Source organism: Streptomyces sp. M-16 (assembly GCF_052114405.1).
In the GTDB taxonomy this organism is placed as follows: domain Bacteria; phylum Actinomycetota; class Actinomycetes; order Streptomycetales; family Streptomycetaceae; genus Streptomyces.
Genome location: NZ_JBFRER010000121.1, coordinates 1 through 23,377 on the forward strand (window position 1 = coordinate 1; position 23,377 = coordinate 23,377).

The following is a 23,377-nucleotide window of genomic DNA, read 5'->3' on the forward strand; positions in this document are numbered from 1 at the left end:
CGGAGCTGGCCGCGGCCCTGGCGGGCCCGCCCCCGCCGCCGGTCCGGCGCCCCGGGCCGTCCGAGGCGGCCGCCACCCGCACGGTCTCGGACCCGCCGGCCCTCGGGGGCCCGGGCTGCGGTGGCGGCTGCGCGGGGTGCGGAGGATGCGGGGGAGGTCTGTGAGGTCCGGCCGGATCCACGGCCGGGGAGAGCGGAAGGCGTAGTACCGAAAAGCTCGCCATCCGCCGTTCGGGGGTTTATCTTCGGCATACCTGGCCGGGTAACAGCGTTGGACCGATGCCATTCCGCTGGAGGATGACTCTCCGTGCAGCACGTTTCACAGGCTCCCGTCACCACCCCCGACGCCGAGCCCGCGCCGCCCGAGCCCCGCGCGTTCAGCGAGGTCAAGGGCTGGTTCTCGGCCTATGACCAGGTGCTCTTCGACTGGTTCCTGAGCCGCCAGAACGACACCCCCGAGGCGTCGGGCGACATCCTCGAACTGGGTGCGTTCCTGGGCAAGAGCGCGATCTTCCTCGCCGGATACTTGCGGGAGGGCGAGGAGTTCACGGTCTGCGACCTCTTCGACTCGCCCGCGCCCGACGACTTCAACCTGGCGGAGATGAAGGACTCCTACCCCACCCTCACGCGCCGCGGGTTCGAGACGAACTACCTGGCCTTCCACCCGTCCCTGCCGACCGTCATCCAGGCCCCGACCTCGGTGGTCGCGGACCGGGTGCGCCCCGGCAGCTGCCGTTTCGTCCACGTCGACGCCTCCCACCTGCACGAGCACGTGGTCCAGGACATCGCCTCCTCGCGCCTGGTCGCCACCCCCGACGCCGTCGTGGTCTTCGACGACTACCGCGCCGCCCACTGCCCCGGCGTCGCCGCCGCGGTCTGGGCGGCGGTGGCCGGCGGGGGACTGCGCGTGATCGCGGTCTCCGCCTCGAAGCTCTACGCGACCTGGGGCGACCCCGTGCCCCACCAGTCGGCGCTGCTGGCCTGGCTGGAGGGCCGCACGGACCTGTGGCACGGCGTGGACGTGGTGGCCGGGCACCCGCTGGTGCGCATAGGCGACGAGGGAGTGGTGGCGCCGCCCGCGCCGAAGCGGCTGCGCCCGCCGGCCGAGCCCGTCGCTGCRCCGGCCACCGCCCCGCGGCCGGCACCGGCGAAGCCGGTCCGCTGGCGCCGGCTGGCCAAGGACCTGCTCCCGCCGCTGCTCACCCGCGCCGTCGTGGCCCGGCGACGGCGCCGCCGGGGCTGAAAGCCTGAGTACGGAGCCGTTCCCGCGGGCCCGGCGCCGTACTCAGGGCATCGGGCCCGTGCTGCCCCGGGCCGGGTCAGGGGCGCCGGGCCCCGTGCTGCCCCCCAAGCCGCGTCAGGGGCGTCGGGCCCTCGCAGACCGGGGCCGCCGCGTCAGGGCGTCAGGCCCTTGCGGACCCGGGCCGCGCGGCGGGCCTCGGCCGCCTGGCGCGCCTCGATGGTCTTGCGGGACTCCTTGCCCTTGCCGGGCCGGCCCGGGCGGGTGCCGATCCCGCGGAACCCGAGGTCCGTGCCGCTCGGCCGGCCCTTGGCGTCGGTCGGCGCGGCCCCGGCCAGCGGGACGCCGGAGGGGGCCTTCGCCCCGGTGATCCGGCTCAGCGCCGCCTCGCCGGACCGCACCTGGGTGATGGTGGGCCGGATCTTGGCGTCGGCCATCAGCCGCGTGATGTCACGCCGCTGGTTGGGTGTGATCAGGGTGACCACCTTGCCGGACTCGCCGGCCCGCGCGGTCCGGCCGCCGCGGTGCAGGTAGTCCTTGCTGTCGGCCGGCGGGTCCACGTTGACCACGAGATCGAGGTCGTCGATGTGGATGCCGCGGGCGGCCACGTTGGTGGCGACCAGGACCGTGACCAGGCCGTCCTTGAACTGCCCCAGGGTCCGCGTGCGCTGGGGCTGGGACTTGCCGCTGTGCAGCCCCTCCGCCCGTACGCCCATGGCCCGCAGGTGCTTCACGAACTGGTCGACGCCGTGCTTGGTGTCCAGGAACATCAGCACCCGGCCCTCGCGCGCGGCGATCTCGGTCGCCGCCGAGACCTTGTCCGCCGCGTGGATGTGCAGCACGTGGTGGTCCATCGTGCCGACCGAGGCGGACTGCGGGTCCACCGAGTGCGAGACCGGATCCTTGAGGTAGCGGCGCACCAGCTGGTCGACGTTGCGGTCCAGCGTGGCGGAGAACAGCATCCGCTGTCCGGCGTGGTGGACCTGGTCCAGGATCTCGGTGACCTGGGGCATGAACCCCATGTCGCACATCTGGTCGGCCTCGTCCAGCACCGTGATCCGCACCCGCTCCAGGTGCACGTCACGCCGTCCGACCAGGTCGCTCAGCCGCCCGGGGGTCGCGACGACGACCTCCACGCCCGTGCGCAGCGCGCCCGACTGGCGGCCGATCGAGAGCCCGCCGACGACGGTGGCCATGCGCAGCTTCAGGGCCCGCGCGTACGGGTCCAGCGCCTCGGTGACCTGCTGCGCCAGCTCGCGCGTCGGTACGAGGACCAGGGCGAGCGGGCGCTTCGGGTCCGCCTGCTGTCCCGCCGTGCGGGCCAGCAGGGCCAGGCCGAAGGCGAGGGTCTTGCCGGAGCCGGTACGGCCGCGGCCGAGGATGTCACGGCCCGTGAGGGAGTTGGGCAGGGTCGCCGCCTGGATCGGGAACGGCTCGCGCACCTCCTGCTCGGCCAGGGTCGTCACCAGCTCAGGGGGCAGGCCGAGTTCGTCGAACGAGGCCACCGGGGGCAGTGCCGGGGTGCCCGTGCGGGGCATGGCGAACTCGCCCTGCGGACCGAGGGTCCGGGGCGTCTTGCCGCCGTGCTTGGTTCCCGGCTTGGAGCCTGCCTTCGCTCCGGCCTTGATGCCGAAACGCCCATGAGCTGACGGGTTCTTCATGCAGAACCTTCCGTGAAGAGAGCGGGAGGGGACGGGCGCGGAGGGCGGACGGGACCGGGAACGGCGACGAGCCGGGCCCGTACCCCTCGGTACGGCCCCGGCTCGTCGTACGTGTCCGCATCGGGCCAAAGCGCCCCGCGCCTGAAGTTTCCCGCCCATTTTACCAGTCGGGACCTACGGAGCCGCGGGGCCGGGTGCGTCCCCGCAGACCTCGGCGTGATGGGCCCGCATCTGCTGCGCCGCCCGGTCGAACCAGTCGGCGATGACGGCGATCTCGTCGGGGGTGTACTCGGCGAACACCGTGCCGAGCCGTGCGTAGAAAGGTTCGTACACGGCGACGACCCGCGCGGTCGCCGCCGGATCGGCCACCACCCGTACGCGGCGCCGGTCGGCCGGGTCCGGGCGGCGGTGGGCGTAGCCGGCGCGCTCCAGGCGGTTGAGCACGCCGGTGACGGCGCCGGTGGTCAGGTTGGTCAGTTCGGCCAGGTCACCGGCGGAGAGCGGGGCGTCGGAGGCTCCCAGGATGTGGCCCAGGCAGGTCAGATCGGTGACGTTCAGGCCGAGCCGCTGCGCCATCTCCTGCTGCCCGATGAGCCCGAGGGCCACGAACCGGTCCATGCGCGCGAGGGCCTCCCCGGCCGAGACCGGGGGGCGGGTCTTGCCGTGCACCGACACACTCCTTAGTATCTAAGTTACTTAGCTCGTGAGATAAAAGATCCTGCTCCGAGCCTACTGCCGTCCGTCCCTCCGAGGAGAATCCATGAGCGCACACGGACACGTCGACCTGGGCCATACGGTGGCCGGCTGGACCGGCACCGCCCTGGCCCTGCTGGGCACCGCCGGAGCCGGAGCAGCGGTCTGCGCCGGCTGGGCTCCCGGCGTCTGGGCGGGTCTCGGTCTGGTCCTGGGGGCGGCGCTGGTCACCTGGCTCCTCCACCTGGTCGGCTGGGGCAAGCCCAGCGGGCCCCGCCCGGAGGCCGAATGGGACTGGCGCGTCCGGGACAGCGCCGCCCGCACGGGGCACGCGGACTGCCTGGGCTGCCGGGTCAGCGGGCCGCGGCGGGCCGCCGCGACGGCCCTCGCTGCTCGCCCCGCGGCGTCGTTGCCCGCCGCGGAGGGAGGAGCGTGAACATCCGGGTCCACCCCCGGTTGGCCGCGCCCGGAGTGTGGCCGGCGTGACGGGTGGGCAGGATCGAGACGGCCGCATGTGCGGCCCGAGTGGAACGTTGAGAAGGATCAGCCAGATGGCAACAGGCATCGTGAAGTGGTTCAACTCGGAGAAGGGGTTCGGCTTCATCCAGCAGGACGACGGCGGCCCCGACGTGTTCGTGCACTTCTCCGCCATCCAGACGACCGGCTTCAAGGAGCTGGCCGAGGGCGCGAAGGTCGAGTACGACGTCACCCAGGGCCCCAAGGGCCCCCAGGCCGAACGGGTGGTCACGCTCTGACACCGCTTCACGAGCTCAGCCCGTGAAGGGAGCCCCTGCCGGTCATCCGGCGGGGGCTCCCGCGCGGTGGAGGGCCAGCAGCAGGGCCCAGATCCGGTCCGCGAGGGCACCGGGGGACGCGGGGCCGGCCGCCGTCTCCCGGGGGTCCGCCGGGATCAGGCCGTGCAGCCAGTCCGCGAGGACGCCGGTGAAGGCGGCCGCCACCGCAGAGGCCACCAGGTCCGGGTTCGGCGCGCCGACCGCGACCCGCTCGGCGCGAGCCCGGGCGCGCAGCTCCCGGTGCAGGCGCTCGCCGAGCGGGCCGCCGCCACCCGGCAGGAGCAGCGTGCGGTACAGGGCCGCGTGGTCCTCGGTGGCGGACAGGAACCCGGCGAGGGCGGCCGGGGGCCGGGCGGGGGGCAGTGCCGCCCGATCGGTCTGCCAGGCGTGCAGGGCGTCCACCGCCGCGTGCACGACGTCGGCGCAGGCGTCGACGGCCAGCGCGGGGAGGTCCTCGTAGTGCAGGTAGAACGTCGCCCGGCCGACCCCCGCCCGGCGGACCACGGCCGAGACGCTGACCTCGGCGAGCTCCCGCCCGGCGCCGCACTCGGCGAGCAGGGCCTCGCGCAGCCGCGCCTTGGTCCGGGCGGTGCGCGGGTCCCCGGCGCGCGGGCCGGTCACGCGGCGAGCAGTGCGGCGCCCAGGGCGAGCGCGCCGGGCAGGGCCTGGGCCACGAGGATCCGGCGGTTGGCGGTGGCGGCCCCGTACACCCCCGCGACGATCACGCAGATCAGGAAGAAGACCTGGGTGTCGAGGGCGTCGGTGACCAGCCCCCACACCAGGCCGGCGGCCAGGAAGCCGTTGTAGAGGCCCTGGTTGGCGGCGAGCGGCGCGGTGAGCCGCGCCGTGTCCGCGTCGAAGCCGGAGAGGGCGCGCCCCGGTGGCCGCTGCCACAGGAACATCTCCAGGACCAGGAAGTAGGTGTGGAGCGCGGCGACGACGCCGACGAGGACCTGAGCGACCGTGTGCACGGCCCCTCCCTCCGTCTCGGATTGAATTTCCTGGACAACTGTACAGGAAGTCGCCGCCGCGCCCGGCCGGTCCGTCAGTCCTCTCCCACGGTGATCGCGGAGACGGGGCAGGCCCGCGCGGCCTCCCGCACGAGGGCGCTGCCGTGTCCGTCCTCCCGTCCCGGCAGTACCTCGCTGAGCCCGTCGTCGTCCTGGGTGAACACCCGGGGCGCGGTCAGCGCGCACTGGCCGGCGCCGATGCAGCGGTCCTGGTCGACCGAGATCCGCACGCCGCTCACCAGGCCACGGGGAGTTCGACCATGCCCTGGATGGTGTCCCCGGGCTTGAACGGGATCCGGTCCGGTTCGGCCGCCAGCCGCAGGCCCGGCAGGCGCCGGAACAGGGTTCCCAGTGCGATCTCCATCTCCGCGCGGGCCAGGTTCTGGCCGAGGCACTGGTGGATGCCGAAGCCGAAGGCCAGGTGGTGGCGGGCCGGCCGGTGCCAGTCGAGGGCGTCCGGTTCCGGGAACACCGCGTCGTCGCGGTTGATGACGGAGGTGGAGAAGACCACCCCGTCGTCCGGCCGGATGGTCACCCCGCCGATCCGGATCTCCTCGGTGGCGACCCGCAGCATGCCGTCGGCGATGGACAGGAAGCGCATCAGCTCCTCCACCGCCTCCGACATCAGCGAGGGGTCGGCCCGCAGCTCGGCCAGCTGCTCCGGATGGCGCAGCAGGGTGAAGGTGCCGAGCGAGATCATGTTCGCGGTGGTCTCGTGGCCCGCGATCAGCAGGATCGCGGCCAGGGAGACCAGCTCCTCGATGTCGGTCTCGCCGGTCTCCAGGCGGTTGGTGACGAGTTCGTCCAGCAGCCCGTCGCCCGGATCGGTGCGCTTGCGCCGGATCAGCGCCTCCAGGTAGGTGTCGAGCTCGTGGCGGGCGTCCTCGACGTCGGAGGGCTCGGGGCCGCGCAGCAGCCTGCGCGACTGGGCCTCGAAGAACTCGTGGTCCTCGTAGGGGACGCCGAGCAGCGCGCAGATCACCATGGAGGGCACCGGCAGGGCGAAGGCACTGACCAGCTCGGCGCGCGGCCCGGCCGCCACCATCGCGTCGATCAGCCGGTCCACGGTCTCCTGGATCCGGGGCCGCAGGGCCGCCGTGCGCTTGACCGAGAAGCTCGGGATCAGCATCCGGCGCTGCGTGTTGTGCTCCGGATCGTCCACCCCGAGCAGGGCGGTGCGCCGGTTCTGCAGCCCCTTGAACCGCCGGGTGGGCGCGGGGAAGGACTCCTTGGTGCGGTCCGTGGACAGGCGCGGATCGGAGAGCAGGGCGCGCGCCTGCGCGTGGCCGGTGACCACCCATACGGAGCGGCCGTCGAAGAGGGTGACCCGGGAGAGGGGTCGCGCCTCCCGGAGGGGCTCGTAGGCGGCCGGCGGGTGGTAGGGACAGGTTCGGTCCTGGGGGAAGGCAACGGCATCGGACATGGAAAGCAACACCTCGCAAGCGATGGTTCCGTCTCGCCGGACTCCATTACATGCCTGAGGCACCTATCTCACCTATGCCACTTTCGGCCAGTCTGCCCGGTTCACCCGGGCGCGCGTCCCCGGCCCCGCCGGGGCCGTCCCCTCAGAGGTGGGTGTCGAGGAACGTCCGGAACTCGTCCCCCGTCAGCGGGCCGGCGTGGGTCGCCACCGCTTCCCCGGACCGCAGCAGGACGACGGTGGGTGCCCCGGTCACCCCGTAGCGGAGTACCGGCCCCGGGCAGCGGGTGATGTCGGCGCGGATGGTGGTCAGGCGGCTCCCGTACTCCTGCGCCAGTTCCGTGAGGAGGCCGTCCATCACCCGGCAGGCCTCGACGGCCTTCGGCCAGGTGCCGGTGAAACACACGAGGACCGGGCCCTCGGTCATGCCGACGATGAAGTCGAACTCCTCGTCCTCCAGTGGCCGGTGTACCCGACGGGCCATGGGTGTGCTCCTTGGTCGCTTGTCTGCCGTGACCGTCAGCCTAGGTGGTGGCGACAAGGCGCGCGGAGGCCGGAGGCCCGCCCGCGCACCACCGCGCGGCGGCCGTCGGGCGGCGCGTGGCCGACGGGGAGTGGGTCGGGCAGTCGCTGCCGAAGGCTGAACCGGCCCGCTCCGGGCGGGATTGTCAGTGCCGCCTGTGAAGCTGGGCCCATGGACGACAGGATGCTGCGGCGCCGGGTCTACGGCGGCGACCACGACGACCCCGACCCGGGCCCGCGACCGGGCCACAGCTACGGCGAACTCGTCGGCGGCCCCCTCGACGGGCTGCTCCTCGACGTCACCGGCTGGAGCGCGCGCCGACTGGGCGAGGAGGCCCGGCTGCCCACCGAGATAGGACGCTACGGGCCGGGCGGGCGGGCCCACTACCGCCGCCGGCCCGGAGACGCGGACCACTGGGACTGGTCGGGCGACAGCCGGTAGGGCGCGGGGCAAGCGGACGGGCCCCCGGTCCGCCGACGTGTGACCGGGGGCCCGCACGTCTCTTCCGCCACGGCCCACCGATCGGATGCGCCGGACGCGGACGGGTCGAAGACCGCACCCGCGTCCTCGCGAGCGGCTCCGCGCACCGTCCGTACAGCAGAACCCGTTGCCCGCCGTCAAGCCCCGTGAGATCATCAAGGTTCAACGGTCCGTCTCTTTTCGTTTGCGCATCGCAACGCAAGCGAAAGAGTGCGGGCCGTTGCCATGTCCACGGTTTCGAGCGATCCACCAAGATCTGTGGACGTCGTGGATGGGGAGGGGTCTCAGTGCGGAGGGCAGGTACGTTTTGATGGACGCAACAGCGCCGACGGAAGCCCGCATCGAGGATGCGGGCAACATCCTGGTCGCGCCCTCGACGCTGCACGACGACGACGCGGTCAGGGAATTCTTCGGGTCCACGATCACGCCGGAGGACCTTGCCTCCGGTTCGCCCGACCTCGCGCAGAAGACCGTCTACCTGTGTGGCGACGTATCCGGGATCAGTCGCCGCCCCCTGCGTGCGGCGGCCCGGGTGTTCGTCATCCGGGAGCTGTCACACGGTTACCACGAGGACGCCGACGAGCCCTGGACCCCCGTCGACCTCGGCCGGGTTCCCATCCGTGTACACGGTGCCGGCGTGTACTACCGCCGCTTCTTCGGCCTCGGTGCCGATCACTTCGGACGGATCCGTGCGGAGCACGCGTTCCAGTCCCTGACGGAGTCCACCAAGCCCGGAACGGCGCATCGCAGCGGAATCTATCTGACGCCCGTCACACGGAACGGCGACGAACTGCACTTCCGCCTGCTCCGGTGCTCCACGAACCTCTCGGGGCCGACCGAGGGCTTTCGCCCGACCGACACGAGCATCGTCGAGGATCTGAACCGCGAGGCCGCCGCCGTCTTCCGGAACCAGGCACCGCTGAATCACGTCCTCGCTCAGATCTACCACAACACCCTCGCCACGGCCGAGCGCAAGCAGTCCAAGGCCAGGATCTCGGCCCATGCCGACAAGACGAAGGACATGCCCGTCAACGGCATCATGGCCTTCTGCACCTTCTACGACCGGCTCGACAAGCTGCGGCCCCTGGCCGACGACGCCTTCGACTACGGCGTCAAGGGTGCAAGCGGGCTGACCAGACTCCACTTTCGCCTCAAGGAGCCGATCGAAGAACGCGACGGGGTCGCGCTCCCCGCGCAGTTCACCCTGACCCTCTATCCCGGCTCCGTGTTCTTCATGCCGCTGTCCGTCAACCGCCTGTACACGCACGAAATCCGGCCTTCGGGGCTGGACGCGGAGTCGCTCCCGACCCGCCTGGGATACGTGGTGCGCTGTTCGAGCGCCGAAGCCGTTCACAAGAACGGCCACACGTTCCTCAAAATGGCCGGAGACCTGGTGCGGCTCGGGCCGCCCACGCCGACGGGCATGGACGAGCTGCGCAGGCTGTACGCCGAGGAGAACAGGACCTCGTCCTTCATCGACTACGGCGACGCATTCCTCTTCAGTATGAACACGGGAGACTACGTTGCCCCCCGAATCTAGGATCTCGGACGAGATCCTCTCGTGCGCGTTGCCGACCGAGGAGAACCTCTTCGCGGAGCTGTCCGCATCGGCTCGTCTGGAAGACCTGGGAAAGGGCCGGCGAGGTGCCACGCTCACCAGGACCGACGAGGCCGACGGCGTGCCCCTCGTGCGTACCACCACTCGATACGGCAGTCCGGCGCAGCGTTTCCGGGCGGTGCACGAACGGCTGGCGCAACGGATACAAGAAAGTGCGGCGCTCTCGGTCGGCTTCAACAACGCTCTCATCGAGAACTACACGAACGCCTACAGAACCATGGGCGGCCATTGCGACCAGGCCCTCGATCTGGCCGACGATTCGTTCATCGCCGTCTTCTCCTGCTATCGACATCCCGAAGCGAGCCCGGCGAGGAAGCTGATCTTCGAATCGAAGGTTTCCGGTGGCGACCGGTTCGAGATCCCCCTCGCCCACCACAGCGTCGTCGCGTTCTCCATCGACACGAACCGGCGGCTCAGGCACAAGATCGTGGCCGACACGCCCACCGGGACGGTGGACAACCCATGGCTGGGCGTCACGTTTCGAACGTCAAAGACCCTCGTCCGATTTCGCGGCGGACACGCGTACCTCCCGCAGGGTGCGCGCCTCACGTCGGCCGACGACGAGCAGAGGAGCGAGTTCTACCGACTGCGGCGCCGTGAGAACAACGAGACGGACTTCGTCTACCCCCTGCTGACGTACACCATCAGCGAGAGCGATCTGGTGCCGCCCGTCTGACCCTGAGGACGGCTCACGCGGGACCGTCCTTGATCGCAACGGCATGCGCGGCCCGGCGCGCGGTCGCCGAGCGGCTCACGCTCCGCGCCCACAGCACCAGCGGCACCTGGAGCGGGAGCCGGGCGACGGCCACCGCCCGCAGGGCCGGCGGGCGTCGACGGCCATCTTCACGTTCGCCGGGAACACGCCGACGAAGAACGCCGCCGTCGCCAGCGCCGCCACCCGGCGGGTGCGCGGATGTGCCACCCCGACGGCCAGTGCCAGCTCGGCCGCCCCGCTCGCGTACGTCCACTGGCGCGGGGTGCCCGGCAGGGCCCGGGGCACGATCGCGTCGAACTGCTTCGGCAGGGCCGCGTGGGCCACCGCGGCCCCGGCCAGGAGGCCGGCGAGCAGGATCGGCGAGGAGGGGGTGCGGGACATCGGAGATCCTCTCGGAGGGGCCTGGGGCCGCGATCCTACTCGGCAGTAGCCTCGGTGGATACGGGTTCGGGCCCACCTGCCGACCTCGGTCGGGGGCCCTCGGGTGGCCGCCCACCGGGATTCTTCGAAGAATTTCCCGGGAGCTGTCGATCCGGGCGCCTCCCGTTCGACGCAGGGGTGAGAGGCGGGGAACGTCCCCGCCCTCCCGACCGAGGAGTCACCATGCCGCGTTTCCTGAGCCTGATCCGCATCGACGAGCAGAACCTGCCCACCGATGGCTTCCCCGCGGACTTCGAGGAGCGGATGGGCGCCCTCATGGAGGAGATCACCAAGGCCGGGGTCATGCTCGACACCGCCGGGCTGCTCCCCACGTCCGAGGGCACCCGGGTCGACTGGTCCGGGGGGAAGCTCAGCTTCACCGACGGGCCCTTCACCGAGACCAAGGAGGTCGTCGGCGGCTACGCCCTCCTCCAGTGCAAGGACAAGGCCGAGGCACTGGAATGGACCAAGCGGTTCCTGTCGATCCACCCCACCAGCTGGCACGTCGGCGCCGAACTCCGCCAGATCCAGGAGATGTGACGCGTCGCGCCCGCCCCGCGTTTGCCCCGGTCCGTCACGGCTGCTCTGATGGGTGGCCGTGACGGCAGTGAGTACGGCCCAGGCGGTCGAAGCGGTGTTCAGGATCGAGTCCGCGCGGATCATCGCCGGCGTCACCCGCGTCGTGCGGGACGTCGGCATCGCCGAGGAACTCGCCCAGGACGCCCTGGTCGCCGCCCTCGAACAGTGGCCCCTTTCCGGAGTCCCCGACCGGCCCGGTGCCTGGCTGATGGCCACCGCCAAGCACCGGGCGATCGACCTCGTCCGCCGCAGGGAGACCTACGCGCGCAAGCTCGCGGAGGTCGGCCGCACCTTGGAGGACGTACCCCCGCCCGCCGAGCCCGCGGCCCCGGACGACATCGACGACGACCTGCTGCGCCTCGTCTTCACCGCCTGTCATCCGGTCCTGGCCACCGATGCCCGGATCGCGCTCACCCTGCGCCTGGTGGGCGGCCTCACCACCCCGGAGATCGCCCGCGCCTTCCTGGCGTCCGAACCCACCGTCGCCCAGCGCATCGTCCGGGCCAAACGGGCCCTGGCCAAGGCCGGGGTGCCCTTCGAGGTGCCGTACGGCGCCGACCGCGAACAGCGGCTCGCCTCCGTCCTCGAAGTCATCTACCTGATCTTCAACGAGGGCTACTCGGCCACCGCCGGCGACGACCTCGTCCGGCCCGCCCTCTGCGAGGACGCCCTGCGCCTGGCACGGGTGCTGACCGCCCTCATGCCCAAGGAGCCCGAGGTCCACGGACTGTGCGCGCTGCTGGAGTTCCAGGCCTCCCGGACCGCCACCCGCACCGGCCCCGACAGGGAGCCGGTGCTGCTCGCCGACCAGAACCGGGCCCGCTGGAACCGGCTCCTCATCCGGCGCGGCGTCGACGCCCTGCACCGCGCGGGCAGCGGCCCGTACTCCCTCCAGGCCGCCATCGCCGGATGCCACGCGGCGGCCGTCCGCTACGAGGACACCGACTGGGCCACCATCGCCGCCCTCTACGGACGACTCGTCCACCTGGTGCCCTCACCGGTCGTCGAACTGAACCGGGCCGTCGCCGTCTCCATGGCCGAGGGCCCCGCGGCGGCCCTGCCGCTGGTCGACGCCCTCGCCGACGAGCCCGCCCTGCGCTCCTACCACCTGCTGCCGAGCGTACGGGGAGACCTGCTGGAACGGCTCGGACGCGGGCCGGAGGCCCGCGCCGAGTTCGAGAAGGCGGCCGCCCTCACCCGCAACGCCCGCGAACGGGACCTGCTGCTCGCCCGTGCCGCCGCCCTCCCGCGGGTCAGGCCCTGAGCGGGGCCGCCTGCTCCGCGGACCGCCGCGGCCCGGCGAGCCGGCTCGGCCGGCGGAAACCGCCCGTACGGGCGACGCTCCGCACGGTCTCGCGCAGCGCGTCCTGGAAGTCGCCCATCGTGCGGCGGGCGGGCACCGTGTCCACGTAGAGGGAGTTCATGTGCAGTCCGTCCGCGTCCCGCTGGAACCACGAGCAGGCCCCGTTGGCGCGCGCCGACCACACGTGCGTGGCGGGCCGCCACTCGTGGTGGCGCTCCGCGCCCCGGCACTTGCGCATGTCGATGTACGAGAAGAAGTTCACCGGGTACGGCCAGGAACGGGCGGCGAACTCCTCGGGCGCCAGCAGCTCCCAGGCCCGCACGAACGGCACGTCGATGTGGGAGATCATCTCGCCGAAGCCCGCCCGGACCGCCGCCATCACCTGCGCGAAGTCCCTGCCGGGGGAGGCGTCGAACTCGATCGGCATGGTGTTGACGAACCAGCCCACCGCGTCGTTCCAGGAACCGCGCCCGCGCTCGCTCACCGGCATGAACCCCCGGTAGACGCCCGGACCGCCGGCGTCCCGCAGACAGACGGCGACCGAACCGAGCAGCCCCATGAACGGCTTCGCGCCCACCTGCAGACAGGTCTTCTCGAACACCTCGGCCTCGGCCGGGTCCAGCAGCGACGAGGCCTCGTTGACGATCGGGTACATCCGGTCCGGCTCCACACCCAGGTCCAGGGGGAAGCGGGGGAAGAACTCCCCGTTGCGGGCGATGAAGGACTTCCAGTAGCCAAGGCGTTCGTCGTCCGCGCCGATGGAGAGGTAGCGGCGGCGCTGCTCCTCGGCGAAGTCGAGGTAGCTGGGCACCGCCGGCAGGTCCCCCTCGTCGCCGCGCCGCAGGGCCTCGTACGCCGTCATCACCTCGCGGACCACGATCGGCATCGACATGCCGTCGCAGACGATGTGGTCGAAGGCGAGGTACACGGTGGCGGAGTCCGGACGCAGCACGGCGCCCATGGTGAACAGCGGCCACGACAGGGTGTCGATGCTGCGCTTGAAACGCTCCACCAGGAACGCGCGCAGCCGCTCCGCCGAGTCGAACGTGGCCACGTCCTCGGCCTCCAGGGCGAGTTCCCCGGGAGCCAGGGGCTCGCACGCCAGCTCACCGGCCAGCCGTCGGAACTCGCAGCGCAGCACCTCGTGCCGCCGGACGAAGCCCAGCAGCGCCTGGGCGAGGGCCGCTTCGTCGAGCGCGCCCTCGACCTCGAAGGTGATGGCCAGCCACGACGCGACGGGGTCGTCTGCGCCGCGGCTCTCCTCGGCGACGGTGAAGTGCTTGTCCTGGTTGAACGAGGCCCTTCTGCCCGCCGGGTCACCCCCGTCCGCGTCGGCCGGCACGGCCGTCGACCGCAACCGCCACTCGACCACGCGTCCCGGCGCCACGTGGCGCAACTCCAGAGGAAACTGCCGCATTCCGTCATCCCTTCGCCCCCGAGTCAACCCCGAGCGCCTAACGACACCCGGACCACGGAAGTGACGCCCGCACCCCGATGACCGGTCCGCGGGCGGGCGGCAAGGGCCGTCCTACGGCGCGGAGGGCCCCGGGCCGGCGTCCGGGAGGTCCCCGTCGCCCGAACCGTCCGGGTCGCCCGGGCGGTCCGCGTCGTCCGCGTCGTCGCGGCGGACCTCGATGTGGTCGGACGCCCGGTCGACCGCGACCCGGTGCTCCATGCCCAGCGCCGCCAGGAACTTCTGCGGCAGCTGCACCCGGCCGGTGCGGTCCAGCATCACGTACTCGCGCTCGCTGACCGACTCCGTACCGTGCTCGTCGGTGACCGTCCGGCGCAACACCTCACTGCTGGTGCGGCCGTCGCGGATGGCCACCGTACGGCGGACCTCGCCCGCCACCATCGGGTCGTGGGTCACGATGACCACCGTCGCGCCCAACTCCCGGTTGACGGTGCGGAACGCCTCGAAGACGGCGGCGCCGGTCTCCGAGTCCAGTTCGCCGGTCGGTTCGTCCGCGAGCAGCACCGCCGGCTCGTTGGCCATGCCCACGGCGATGGCCACGCGCTGCTGCTGGCCGCCGGAGAGCTCGTCCGGCCGGCGGCCCGCGAGTTCGCCGATCTCCAGGGCCTCCAGCAGCCGGCCGACGCGCTCGGCCCGCCGGGCGGCCGCGCCGCCGCGACGGCCGCCGCCCTTCAACTGCATCGGCAGGGCGATGTTCTGGGTGACCGTCAGGAAGGGCATCAGGTTCTTCACCGTCTGCTGCCAGACGAAGCCCACCGTCTCGCGCCGGTAGCGCAGCCGCTCCCGCGCGGACATCTCCAGCAGGTCGTAGCCGCCCACCGAAGCCGTGCCGGCGGTGGGCACGTCCAGGCCCGCCAGGATGTTCAGCAGGGTCGACTTGCCGCTTCCGGAGGCGCCGACCAGAGCCACCAGATCGCCCCGGGCCACCGTCAGTTCCAGTCCCTGCAAGGCCTGCACCTCGACCCCGGCCGAGGTGAAGATCCGCACGAGGCGGTCGCAGGCGATGGCGGTGTCCTCGGAGCGGGTCCGCGGCGCGGCGGCGGCCAGCGCCGCGCTCCGCAGCTCCTCGTAGGTGGGCGCTTCGCTGTTCAACGTGGGTCTCCCGCTCTCAACTCGGTGGTGATCTGGCGCCGGCCCGATATCGCCGCCTCGGCGACCACGGTCAGCACCAGCAGGGCAGCCAGGCCCAGCGACTGCGCGAGCACGGGCCACACGGTGAGCCGTACGCCCGTGGGCACGGCCGAGCCGACCAGCGTGGACAGGTCCACGGAGGGACCCAGCAGGGCGACGGCCGCCGCTGCGACCAGGCCGCCGCCGAGCGCGGCCGCCAGGGTCTGCGGCAGGGACTCCGCCAGGATCAGCGCCAGGCCCTGCCGGGGCCGCAGCCCCATGGTCCGCAACCGGGCGAGGAGGGCGGCCCGTTCGGGAGCGGCCCGTACCAGGTTCAGGAGTACGGCGAGCAGCGCGAAGGCCGCCACCCCGGCGAGGGAACCCCAGAACAGCCCGGTCGCCGAGGCCTGGAGGGGGTCGGCGGCGAGGGCGGCGGCCCCCGCGGAGCCGGTGCGCACCATGTACGCGTCGGCCTGTCCCTTCGGGACGGTGGAGCCGAGCAGTGCGCGCAGCGGGACCTCCTCGACCGCGCCGAGGGCGAACCAGTGGGTGGCCTGCCCGGTTCGCGGCAGGCGGGCCGCCGTCGGCCTGGCGGGGAGCACGACCACGTTGGCGGCGGCGCCGGCCAGCGCGGGCGTGCCGTCGATCACGCCGACGGCCCGCACGGGCAGGGTCTTGTCGTCGCTGAAGCGCAGTTCCCGGACACCGCCGCCGGTGATCCGCGCGGCCAGGCCCTTGCCGAACAGTGCGGGCAGCGGGGCGTCGGCGCCGCTCCCGCCGCCGGCCAGCAGGCCCGGGTCGAACCGCCCCCGGCCCACGGCCCGGGACAGTTGCGCGTACGTGACCGGGTCCGCGACGACCACCGTGACCTGGGTGGAGCCCTGCTGGGTGTCGAGGAGGAACCCCCAGTTGTCTACCCAGGCCGGGACGGAGGTCCGTACGCCGGGCAGCCCGGCGGCCGCCTTCGTGAACTCCTCCGGGACGGTGCCCAGCGGCGGCGCGGCGACCTGGGCGTCACCGCCGATCGCGGCCCGCGCCACCTGGTGCCGCGAGGTGTCCACGGAGGCCAGGACGGTGGCCCCGAAGCCGCCCGTGGTCACGGCCAGCAGCAGAGCGATCAACGGCAGCACCGACGGCCGGGATCCGCCGCTGCCACCGCGGGCCGCACGGGCCAGGCCCAGGAACCCGATCAGCCCCCGGCCGCGTCCCGCCGCACGGGACAGGACCCGTACCAGCACGGGCAGCAGCCGGGCCAGCAGCAGGCCCCCGCACAGGGCCAGCAGCAGCGGGGCGGCGACCAGCAGCGGGTCCAGGCCCGTCCCGGCGGGGGCGACCCCGCGGCGGCCGACCTCGACCACGGCGGCCACGGTGGCGGCGAGCACGAGCAGTTCGGCCACCAGCCGTCGGCGCGGGGCCCGCCCGCCCCGTCCCGACAGCAGCACGAAGGCCCGTACGGGGAAGGCCAGCAGCGCGAGCAGGGTGACGGCCCCGGCCGCGATCAGGGCCGGTCCCGGCCGGGGGACCGGCAGCAGCACGAAGGCCAGGGCGGTGGCGAGCGCGGCGGCCGGCAGCACGGTGACCGCGCCCTCCGCGAGAAGCCTGCGGACGATCCCGCGGCGCGAGGCGCCCCGCGCGCGCAACAGCAGCAGTTCGGCCGTACGGCGGTCCGCGCCGAGCCCCGCCGCCAGGCACAGCACCACCAGGGCCTCCCCGGCCAGTCCGGCGGGGCCGAGGGCGGCGAGCGGAGCGGCGGCCTGCTGACGGGCCTGCGCCTGGGCGAACAGCCGCGGCAGTTCGGAGGTGACCTGCAGTTCCGCGCGACCGGTGCTCTCCCGCAGGTCCGCCGCGGTGGGCCCGGCCAGGTACGAGGCCACCGCGGCGGACGTGCCGGGCAGCCGGTCGGCGCGGACCTTGCCCGTGTCCAGGGGGAGCCGCCAGAAGTCCCGTACGGTGCCGCCCCATTCGCCGAGCCGCTCGACCCCTTCGGCTCCCACCAGGGCGGTGACCCGCCAGGTGGGCGTCAGACAGGCGGCGGTGGGGCAGGGCAGGCCGTCCCAGTACACGTCCGCGGGATCGTCGGCGGCGTAGAGCCCCACGATCTCCGCGAGGAAGGGGGTCCCCACGGCGGACTGGGTCTTCAGGACCGTGCCGACCCGGGCGTCCAGCGTCTCGGCCGCGCTCTTCGCGAGGGCGACGGGCAGCGGGGCGCCCGCGGCCGCGCCGCCGGGCCAACGGCCCTCCACGATCCGGGCGTGGGAGGCCACCCGGGGCAGGTGGAGGAGGCTCAGCTTGGTGGGCGGCGGGGGATCGCCCGGCATCATCTTGAGCTCGGTGTTGGCCAAGGACTGCGGGGTGACCGTGACCGTGCCGTGGACCGGGCCGCTCGCCGCCAGGTCGATTCCGGTCCCCCCGCCGGTACGCGCGCGCAGGTCCGCCAGGACGGAGTCCAGCGACTGCGGTGTCCCCGGGCCGGGGAGGGTGCGGGCGCCGGCGTACAGGCTGGTCGGGCCCGGGCCCTGCTGCTCCAGGTAGGAGCGCACCGCGTCGTCGGCACCCCGGTCCAGGGCCCGGGGCAGGGCGGCCGCCAGCAGCACGGCGACGAAGGCCAGCGCCGCGGCGAGTCCCGCGGCCAGGGGCATCGCCCGGAGCCGCGTGCGCACCCAGGCCGCACCGGACCCACCTCGCGGGGCGCGGCCGGGGATGGCGGCGGTGGCGGGACGGGGGGCGGGCGGGGTGGTCCGGTCGGGGGGCGGGGTGCCTCCGGGGCCGGGGGGCGGGGTGGTCACATCTCCTCCACGTACCGCAGCCGCGCGGCTGCGCCTCGGTTGGTCCGCCCGCCCCGGCCGCCGAGCACCGCCGACAGCAGGGGCACCGCCGCGACCGCGAGGGCCAGCAGCAGCGTCTGGGTGGTCGGCAGGTCCACCACGACGCCGGGCACCGGCCGCCGCGCGGCCGGTGTCAGGACCGTCAGCGGCACCACCAGGTGGACGATCGCGACGCCCAGGCCCACGCCGACGGCCGATGCGAGGCCCACCAGCAGGCAGCCCTCGGCGGCGGCCGTCGCGGCGAGCCGGGGCCGCGAGGCGCCGAGGGCCGAGAGGATCGCGTGCTCCCGGGCCCGTTCCCGCGCCGAGGCCGCCGCCGAGGCGGCGAAGCCGATCGCGGCGAGCACCGCGCACGCCACCGCCAGGGCCGCCAGCGCGGCCTGCGGGCCCGCGCTCAGCGGGTCCTGGAGCAGGGCGTCGGCCACCTCCTCGCGCAGCACCGCTTTCTGCGAGCCGGCGCCCGCGCGCAGGGCGGCGGCGGCCCGCGCCGGTTCCGGGTCACCCGGGGAGGCGGCGGGCAGCCACCATTCGTCGGCGGTGGGCAGGGGCTGCGCGTCCTCGGCGGCGAGCCGGCGCGCGGCGGCGTTCAGGTCGACGGCCAGGGCGGTGTCCCCGGCCACGGGCAGCGACCCGACGGCGGCGGTGACGCGGACCTGCACGGTGGTGACGCCCAGCCGGACGGAGACGTTGTCGCCCACGGAGGCCCCCATGGCGGTGAGGAACCCGCGGGTGGCGACCCCGCGGAGCTCGGCGGGAGGCCCGCCCGGGCTCAGCGAGATCTGCACGGGGGCCCCGGGCCGGCCCCGGTAGTGCAGCCGCAGCAGGTCCGGTCCGGCGGGCCGCAGGTCGGCGGCCGGAACCCCCTTGGACACCTCGGGGGTACGCAGGTTCCAGTCGGGCGCGGTGGCCGCCACGGGCACCCCCGGTCCGTCCGGGGTCCCGCTCACCGAGACGCGGCGCACGGCGAGGTCCCCGGCGACGTCGGCCAGGGTGCTGGAATCGAACCAGGCCGCCTCGGCCCCGTAGGACATCGCCACGCCCACGATGCTCAGCGGCCCGGCGGCGGACCCCAGCGGGGATCCGGTCAGCGGGTCGAGCTGTACGGAGACGGTGCCGTCGCCGTTCTCCGGGAGGGCGGCGGCCGGGGTCCGGTACGTGAGCCCGAACCGGTCGCGCAGCAGCAGTGCGAGGGACGGCCGGCCGCTCGTCGCGGGCGGGGCCGGCGCGGTCACGGTCACGTCGAGGTCGATGCGCCGCGGGGTTCCGGGCAGGTCGATCCCGTCGCCGCCCGTCGCCCGTCCGGCGGCGGCCGGTGGTACGGCCAGTGGGGCGAACAGTTCGGCCAGCGGCCGTCCGTCGCGCAGGTCGGCCCGCAGGGGCAGCCGGTCGGCGGTGCGCGAGTCCAGCGCGAGCAGCCGGCCGGGCTTGCGGCCCGGCAGGGCCACCTCGTCGTGGATCACCGGGACGATCCGGTCGCCGCCGGGCAGGGCCGCGTACCGGCCTCCGCGGCCCATCGGGGCCAGGTCGCCGCCGGTGATCCGCAGTCCGCCGGCGGCGGCGAAGTCGGCCTGGTCCCGCTGGGAGGCGGACCAGGCGGTGTGCTGGCCGAGGGCGAGCACACCGCTGGACACCGCGAGCACCAGCAGCAGGACCGGCCCGGTGGCCCGCTGCGGCCGGCGGGCCAGCTGCCAGCCGACCAGCGCCGGACCCAGCCCGCGGCCCCGGGCGGCGATCCGTCCGCCGAGCCGGGCGGCGAAGGGCAGCAGCCGCAGGACGAGCAGGGTGCCCGCGCACAGCGCCAGCGTCGGGGCCGCCACCAGGACGGGGTCGACGCCGAGGACGCCGCCGCCGGCCGGGGCGTCCCCTTCGCCGCCGCTGTACCGGGAGAGCTGCCGGTAGGCGAGGACGGCGAGGGCCACGAGTGCCAGGTCGGCGCCGGAGCGGGCGAAACCGGAGACCACGGCCCTCCGGCGGCCGCCGCGCCGCAGGGCGGCGGCCGTGGCCCCGCGCAGCACGGCGGGCAGCGTGGTCAGCAGGACGCACAGCAGGGCGCAGGCCGCCGCGGCCGGCCACAGCAGCCAGGAGCCGCCCGTGTCCGACGGCACCCGGGCCAGCGGCCCGTAGCGGCCCACCAGGCGCAGCAGGAGCGGGGCGAGCAGCGGGGCGAGCACGGCCGCGGGCAGCGCGAGGAGCAGGGACTCGGCGGTGGACAGGAGGCCGAGCCGGCGGCGGGAGGCGCCGCGTGCGGTCAGCAGGACCCGCTCCGGTTCCTGACGTTCCCTCAGCAGGTGGGCCACCAGCAGCAGGGCGGCCGAGGCCAGCACGGAGAGCTGGAGCGCGCCGACGAGCAGGGTGGAGCGGGCGACCCGCTGGCCGGACTGCAGGTCCGCGATGAAGGAGGCCAGGCCGCCGCTCACCGTCAGCCCCGAGGGGCGCGTGGTCTCGGCCTCGGCGGCCCGGCCGCGCACGGCCTCGACCGCGGAGCGCGGCGTGCCGGTGAAGTCGGGGGTCAGCAGGGTGGCGCGGCTGTTCTGCGGCAGGCCGCCCGCCGTGAAGGCCGAGTCGTCGACGAGGAGCGGGCCGTAGGTGGTGAAGCTGCCGACCTGCACCTCGCGTCCGCCGAGCGGATCGAGCCGCCAGTACGGGGCGTCCGGCTCGGCGGCCCGGTAGACGCCCGTGACGAGCACGTCCAGCGGGGCGCCGCCCAGGCGGTCCTCCAGCCGGACCTCGGCCGGCAGCCGCTCGGGGCTCAGGCCGAGGCGGGTCAGGGCCGCCGTGGGCAGGGCCACCGGCAGCCTGCCCGGGTTCGGGCCGACCGCCTCGGGCCACCGGCCGGCGAGGAGGCGTACGCGGTCCCGGGACAGCGCGGCGAGCAGGGTGAGGTCGGCGTCCTTGCCGGGRGCCCGTTCGCCGGGCAGCCCGTACGAGCGGCTGCGCGCCACGCTCTCGGCGCCGGTCGGCACGGAGCCGAAGACCCGGTCCGTGAAGGCCCGTACGGCCGCGTCGTCGGCGGCGCGCTGGGGCAGGGCGTGTTCGCCGGTGAGCACGACGGCGGTGCGCGCCCGCTCCGGTCCGGTCAGGGCCCGGCGCATGCCCGCGTCGCCGACGCTGCGGGTGAACGCCAGCAGGGCGGTCAGGGCGGTCGTGGTGATGAGCACGGTGAGCAGTACGGCGGCGGCGAGCGGCCAGCGCCCGCGCAGCCGGCGCATGACGAAGCCGAGCATGTGACTGTTCCTCCCCCATCCGGACTCCAGGCCCCGGATAGCGGACGATGCTGTCAGATCCGATCAAGTATCGGAAGGGACTTGCGTGATGGATGTGACAGATGAGCAAATTCGGACGTGAGGGCGGGAGAGCGTCGGAAGCGGTCTCCGGGGCAGCGCCGCCGCCCGCCGATCCGAGGGGGAGCCCACCATGACCCAGCAGCAGGTCAGCGCCACCGCCGTCACACCGATGGTGGTGGTGCGCGACCTCCGGCGGAGCTTCGGGAGCGGGGCCCGTACCGTACACGCCCTGCGCGGCGTCTCGTTCGAGGTGCGGCGGGGTGAACTCACCGCGCTCAAAGGCAAGTCGGGATCCGGCAAGACCACCCTCATGAACCTGGTCGGCGGACTCGACACCCCGACGGGCGGCACCGTCGACCTCGACGGCACCGATCTGACGGGCCTGGACGAGAGCGGCCGGCTCGCCCTGCGCAGGGACCGGATCGGCTTCGTGTTCCAGTCCTTCGGCCTGATCCCGGTGCTCACCGCCGCGGAGAACGTCGGCGTCCCCATGCGGATGCGGGGGGTCCCCGCGAAGCAGCGCGAGGAGCGCGTGCGCACCCTGCTGGCCCTGGTCGGTCTGGCCGACCACGCCGGACAGCGCCCCGGTGAGCTGTCCGGCGGTCAGCAGCAGCGCGTCGCGGTGGCCCGCGCGCTGGCCAATGAGCCCGCCCTGATCATCGCGGACGAGCCCACCGGCCAGCTGGACTCCGAGACGGGCCGCTCGATCATGCGGCTGCTGCGCGCGGTGGTGCGCAGCGAGGGGATCACCGCCCTGGTCGCCACCCACGATCCGGAACTGATGGAACTCGCCGACCGGGTGGTGGAGTTGCGCGACGGCCGGATCGCCGAGGTGACCGGCTGAACGGCTCCGGGCGGTACGGCCCGGGTGGCGGGGGGAGCCGCCGGGCCAGGAGGGCGGCCAGCAGCAGCGGGGCCCGGGTGAGGAGCGTGAAGGTCACGGGCCCACCACCCGCTCCCGGTCGCAGGGGCGAGGGCGCACGCGGGCGTCGAGGTCCAGCAGGAGCCGCAGGGGCCGGGAGGTCGCGGCGGTCTCCCAGGAGCGTCCGCTCCGGGTCCACGCGTCCAGTACGTCGAGCAGGGCCGAGTCGCAGAAGGTGACGAGGGCGGCGTCGAGGACGAGGCGCCGGGCGCCGCCGGCGGCGCCTTCGTCGAGGAGGCCGCGCAAGGGGGCGCAGGTCAAGAGGTCGAACTCCCCGGCGAGGCCGACGGCGAGGACGCCGTCGCGGAGCGTGGACCGTATGCGGGGCACCGGGTCGGGCGGGGAGGCGGCGGTGGCCGGGGCGGCCGAAGCGGGTGCGGTGACCGGGGTGGCCGGGGCGGCCGTAGCGGCCGGGTCGGCCGGGTCGGCCGAGGGGGCAGAGTCGGCCGGGGTGGCCGGGGTGGGGATGCCGCGGGCGTCGGCGGGGCCGGCCGCGGCCAGTATCGGGGCGCTTATCGCCTTTATGGGACTGTTCATGCCCCTCCCAACGGTCTCCTCCCCGGCCGGGAAGCGGCGGCCGGGCGCACTTCACCCGCGTGGGGCGCCCGGCTGACCCGTTCCGGCGATCTTCGTCACCCGGGCGGGCCCCCGCCGCGCGCGCATGCGTCCCGCGGACGGCGATACCGGACAGTGGGTGCGTGGACGCGGATGCGGAGGGGAACCCGGACGAGGTCGTCGACGCGCTGTACGCGCACCGCCCGGCGGGGTTCACGGCCGCGCGGGACGCGGCCGCGGCGCGGCTCGGGGCGGCCGGTGACGCGGCGGGCGCGAAGCGCGTGGCGGCCCTGCGGCGGCCCACTCTGGCGGCCTGGGCGTCCAACACTCTGGTCCGCGCGGCGCCGGAGGAGACCGAGCGGTTCCTGCGGCTCGGCCAGGCCCTGCGCGAGGCGCACCGGTCCCTGGACGGCGAGCGGCTGCGGGAGCTCGCGCACGAGCAGCACGTGGTGATCGGCGCCCTCGCCCGGGAGGCGAAGCGGCTGGCGGAGGAAGCGGGCGCACCGGTGTCGGAAGCCGTGGTGCGGGAGGTGGAGCGCATCCTGCACGCCGCTCTGGCCGACCCGGAGGCCGCCCGTGACTGGGCCTCGGCCCGCCTCGTCCGAGCCCCGGAAGCGGAACCGGCCTTCCCCCCGGCGGACCCGGCCGCGGTCGCCGCCGCCCGCCGGCCCGCCGCCCGGCCGACGGGTCCGGGTCCCGGGGCGCGGACGGAGCGGGCGCGCGGGGGCGGGACCCCGGAGGCGGCCCCGGCC

21 protein-coding genes and 2 pseudogenes are annotated in these 23,377 nt (G+C 74.3%); 10 read left to right on the plus strand and 13 right to left on the minus strand.

Annotated elements, in window-relative coordinates; translation table 11 throughout:
• Nucleotides 1–306: 306 nt before the first annotated feature.
• Entirely contained in the window at nucleotides 307–1,242 is a 936-nt protein-coding gene (locus tag AB4039_RS35005) for a class I SAM-dependent methyltransferase (protein WP_266836737.1), read from the plus strand.
• Between the two features lie 152 nt (nucleotides 1,243–1,394).
• On the opposite strand, the gene AB4039_RS35010 is transcribed toward AB4039_RS35005, so the two are convergent.
• On the minus strand, nucleotides 1,395–2,900 hold the full coding sequence (locus tag AB4039_RS35010) for a DEAD/DEAH box helicase (RefSeq protein WP_442272647.1): 1,506 nt from the start codon (nucleotides 2,898–2,900) through the stop codon (nucleotides 1,395–1,397).
• 174 nt (nucleotides 2,901–3,074) lie between these two features.
• On the minus strand, nucleotides 3,075–3,569 hold the full coding sequence (locus AB4039_RS35015; RefSeq protein ID WP_266836735.1) for a MarR family transcriptional regulator: 495 nt from the start codon (nucleotides 3,567–3,569) through the stop codon (nucleotides 3,075–3,077).
• Nucleotides 3,570–3,660: 91 nt separating this feature from the next.
• Between AB4039_RS35015 and AB4039_RS35020 the strand changes: the two genes are divergently transcribed.
• Both AB4039_RS35020 and AB4039_RS35025 read left to right on the plus strand, forming a co-directional pair.
• The gene (locus tag AB4039_RS35020) at nucleotides 3,661–4,029 is read left to right on the plus strand and encodes an HGxxPAAW family protein (protein ID WP_442272648.1); all 369 of its coding nucleotides are present in this window, start codon (nucleotides 3,661–3,663) and stop codon (nucleotides 4,027–4,029) included.
• Between the two features lie 115 nt (nucleotides 4,030–4,144).
• On the plus strand, nucleotides 4,145–4,348 hold the full coding sequence (locus tag AB4039_RS35025; RefSeq protein WP_266836731.1) for a cold-shock protein: 204 nt from the start codon (nucleotides 4,145–4,147) through the stop codon (nucleotides 4,346–4,348).
• 42 nt (nucleotides 4,349–4,390) lie between these two features.
• On the opposite strand, the gene AB4039_RS35030 is transcribed toward AB4039_RS35025, so the two are convergent.
• The 5 genes from AB4039_RS35030 to AB4039_RS35050 all read right to left on the minus strand — a co-directional run bounded on the left by AB4039_RS35030 (nucleotide 4,391) and on the right by AB4039_RS35050 (nucleotide 7,301).
• Nucleotides 4,391–5,008 (minus strand): TetR/AcrR family transcriptional regulator, encoded by a 618-nt coding sequence (locus tag AB4039_RS35030; protein WP_266836729.1) that lies wholly within the window; start codon nucleotides 5,006–5,008, stop codon nucleotides 4,391–4,393.
• On the minus strand, nucleotides 5,005–5,358 hold the full coding sequence (locus AB4039_RS35035) for a DUF1304 domain-containing protein (protein ID WP_442272649.1): 354 nt from the start codon (nucleotides 5,356–5,358) through the stop codon (nucleotides 5,005–5,007). Before AB4039_RS35035 ends, AB4039_RS35030 begins: the two co-directional genes overlap by 4 nt.
• A 74-nt stretch (nucleotides 5,359–5,432) precedes the next feature.
• Complete coding sequence (locus AB4039_RS35040; RefSeq protein ID WP_266841433.1) at nucleotides 5,433–5,627, minus strand: ferredoxin; 195 nt, start codon at nucleotides 5,625–5,627, stop codon at nucleotides 5,433–5,435.
• 5 nt (nucleotides 5,628–5,632) lie between these two features.
• Entirely contained in the window at nucleotides 5,633–6,820 is a 1,188-nt protein-coding gene (locus AB4039_RS35045) for a cytochrome P450 (protein WP_266836726.1), read from the minus strand.
• Between the two features lie 142 nt (nucleotides 6,821–6,962).
• Nucleotides 6,963–7,301 carry a thioredoxin family protein gene (locus AB4039_RS35050; protein WP_442272650.1) on the minus strand — a complete coding sequence of 113 codons (339 nt, stop codon included), beginning with the start codon at nucleotides 7,299–7,301 and terminating at the stop codon, nucleotides 6,963–6,965.
• 210 nt (nucleotides 7,302–7,511) lie between these two features.
• Between AB4039_RS35050 and AB4039_RS35055 the strand changes: the two genes are divergently transcribed.
• From AB4039_RS35055 to AB4039_RS35065, 3 genes are all read left to right on the plus strand, one after another.
• Nucleotides 7,512–7,781, plus strand: a complete 270-nt coding sequence (locus tag AB4039_RS35055; RefSeq protein ID WP_266836723.1) for a hypothetical protein — start codon at nucleotides 7,512–7,514, stop codon at nucleotides 7,779–7,781.
• A gap of 349 nt (nucleotides 7,782–8,130) precedes the next feature.
• A complete protein-coding gene (locus AB4039_RS35060) occupies nucleotides 8,131–9,360 on the plus strand; it encodes a hypothetical protein (RefSeq protein WP_442272657.1) in 1,230 nt (409 codons plus the stop codon).
• Entirely contained in the window at nucleotides 9,344–10,114 is a 771-nt protein-coding gene (locus AB4039_RS35065) for a hypothetical protein (protein ID WP_266836721.1), read from the plus strand. The genes AB4039_RS35060 and AB4039_RS35065 overlap by 17 nt, the downstream gene beginning before the upstream one ends.
• A gap of 13 nt (nucleotides 10,115–10,127) precedes the next feature.
• On the opposite strand, the pseudogene AB4039_RS35070 reads toward AB4039_RS35065, so the two are convergent.
• A pseudogene (locus AB4039_RS35070) lies at nucleotides 10,128–10,534 on the minus strand (DoxX family protein).
• A gap of 222 nt (nucleotides 10,535–10,756) precedes the next feature.
• Between AB4039_RS35070 and AB4039_RS35075 the strand changes: the two are divergent.
• Nucleotides 10,757–11,113 carry a YciI family protein gene (locus AB4039_RS35075; protein WP_266836707.1) on the plus strand — a complete coding sequence of 119 codons (357 nt, stop codon included), beginning with the start codon at nucleotides 10,757–10,759 and terminating at the stop codon, nucleotides 11,111–11,113.
• A gap of 67 nt (nucleotides 11,114–11,180) precedes the next feature.
• Nucleotides 11,181–12,416 carry an RNA polymerase sigma factor gene (locus AB4039_RS35080; protein ID WP_442272658.1) on the plus strand — a complete coding sequence of 412 codons (1,236 nt, stop codon included), beginning with the start codon at nucleotides 11,181–11,183 and terminating at the stop codon, nucleotides 12,414–12,416.
• On the opposite strand, the gene AB4039_RS35085 is transcribed toward AB4039_RS35080, so the two are convergent.
• From AB4039_RS35085 to AB4039_RS35100, 4 genes are all read right to left on the minus strand, one after another.
• Nucleotides 12,406–13,872, minus strand: a complete 1,467-nt coding sequence (locus AB4039_RS35085; protein ID WP_442272651.1) for a condensation domain-containing protein — start codon at nucleotides 13,870–13,872, stop codon at nucleotides 12,406–12,408. The genes AB4039_RS35080 and AB4039_RS35085 overlap by 11 nt on opposite strands.
• Nucleotides 13,873–13,983: 111 nt before the next feature.
• Nucleotides 13,984–15,021 (minus strand): ABC transporter ATP-binding protein, encoded by a 1,038-nt coding sequence (locus tag AB4039_RS35090; protein WP_442272652.1) that lies wholly within the window; start codon nucleotides 15,019–15,021, stop codon nucleotides 13,984–13,986.
• Nucleotides 15,018–17,825: a hypothetical protein gene (locus AB4039_RS35095; RefSeq protein WP_442272653.1), complete on the minus strand. Its 2,808-nt coding sequence runs from the start codon at nucleotides 17,823–17,825 to the stop codon at nucleotides 15,018–15,020. The genes AB4039_RS35090 and AB4039_RS35095 overlap by 4 nt, the downstream gene beginning before the upstream one ends.
• Complete coding sequence (locus AB4039_RS35100) at nucleotides 17,822–21,088, minus strand: FtsX-like permease family protein (protein ID WP_442272654.1); 3,267 nt, start codon at nucleotides 21,086–21,088, stop codon at nucleotides 17,822–17,824. The genes AB4039_RS35095 and AB4039_RS35100 overlap by 4 nt, the downstream gene beginning before the upstream one ends.
• A 190-nt stretch (nucleotides 21,089–21,278) precedes the next feature.
• Between AB4039_RS35100 and AB4039_RS35105 the strand changes: the two genes are divergently transcribed.
• Nucleotides 21,279–21,992 carry an ABC transporter ATP-binding protein gene (locus AB4039_RS35105; protein WP_442272655.1) on the plus strand — a complete coding sequence of 238 codons (714 nt, stop codon included), beginning with the start codon at nucleotides 21,279–21,281 and terminating at the stop codon, nucleotides 21,990–21,992.
• Between the two features lie 93 nt (nucleotides 21,993–22,085).
• Here the strand turns inward: AB4039_RS35105 and AB4039_RS35110 are convergent, their stop codons facing one another.
• On the minus strand, nucleotides 22,086–22,607 hold the full coding sequence (locus tag AB4039_RS35110; RefSeq protein WP_442272656.1) for an STAS domain-containing protein: 522 nt from the start codon (nucleotides 22,605–22,607) through the stop codon (nucleotides 22,086–22,088).
• 161 nt (nucleotides 22,608–22,768) lie between these two features.
• On the opposite strand from AB4039_RS35110, the pseudogene AB4039_RS35115 reads away from it, so the two are divergent.
• Nucleotides 22,769–23,377 (plus strand): annotated as a pseudogene (locus tag AB4039_RS35115) (hypothetical protein); the annotation flags it as partial.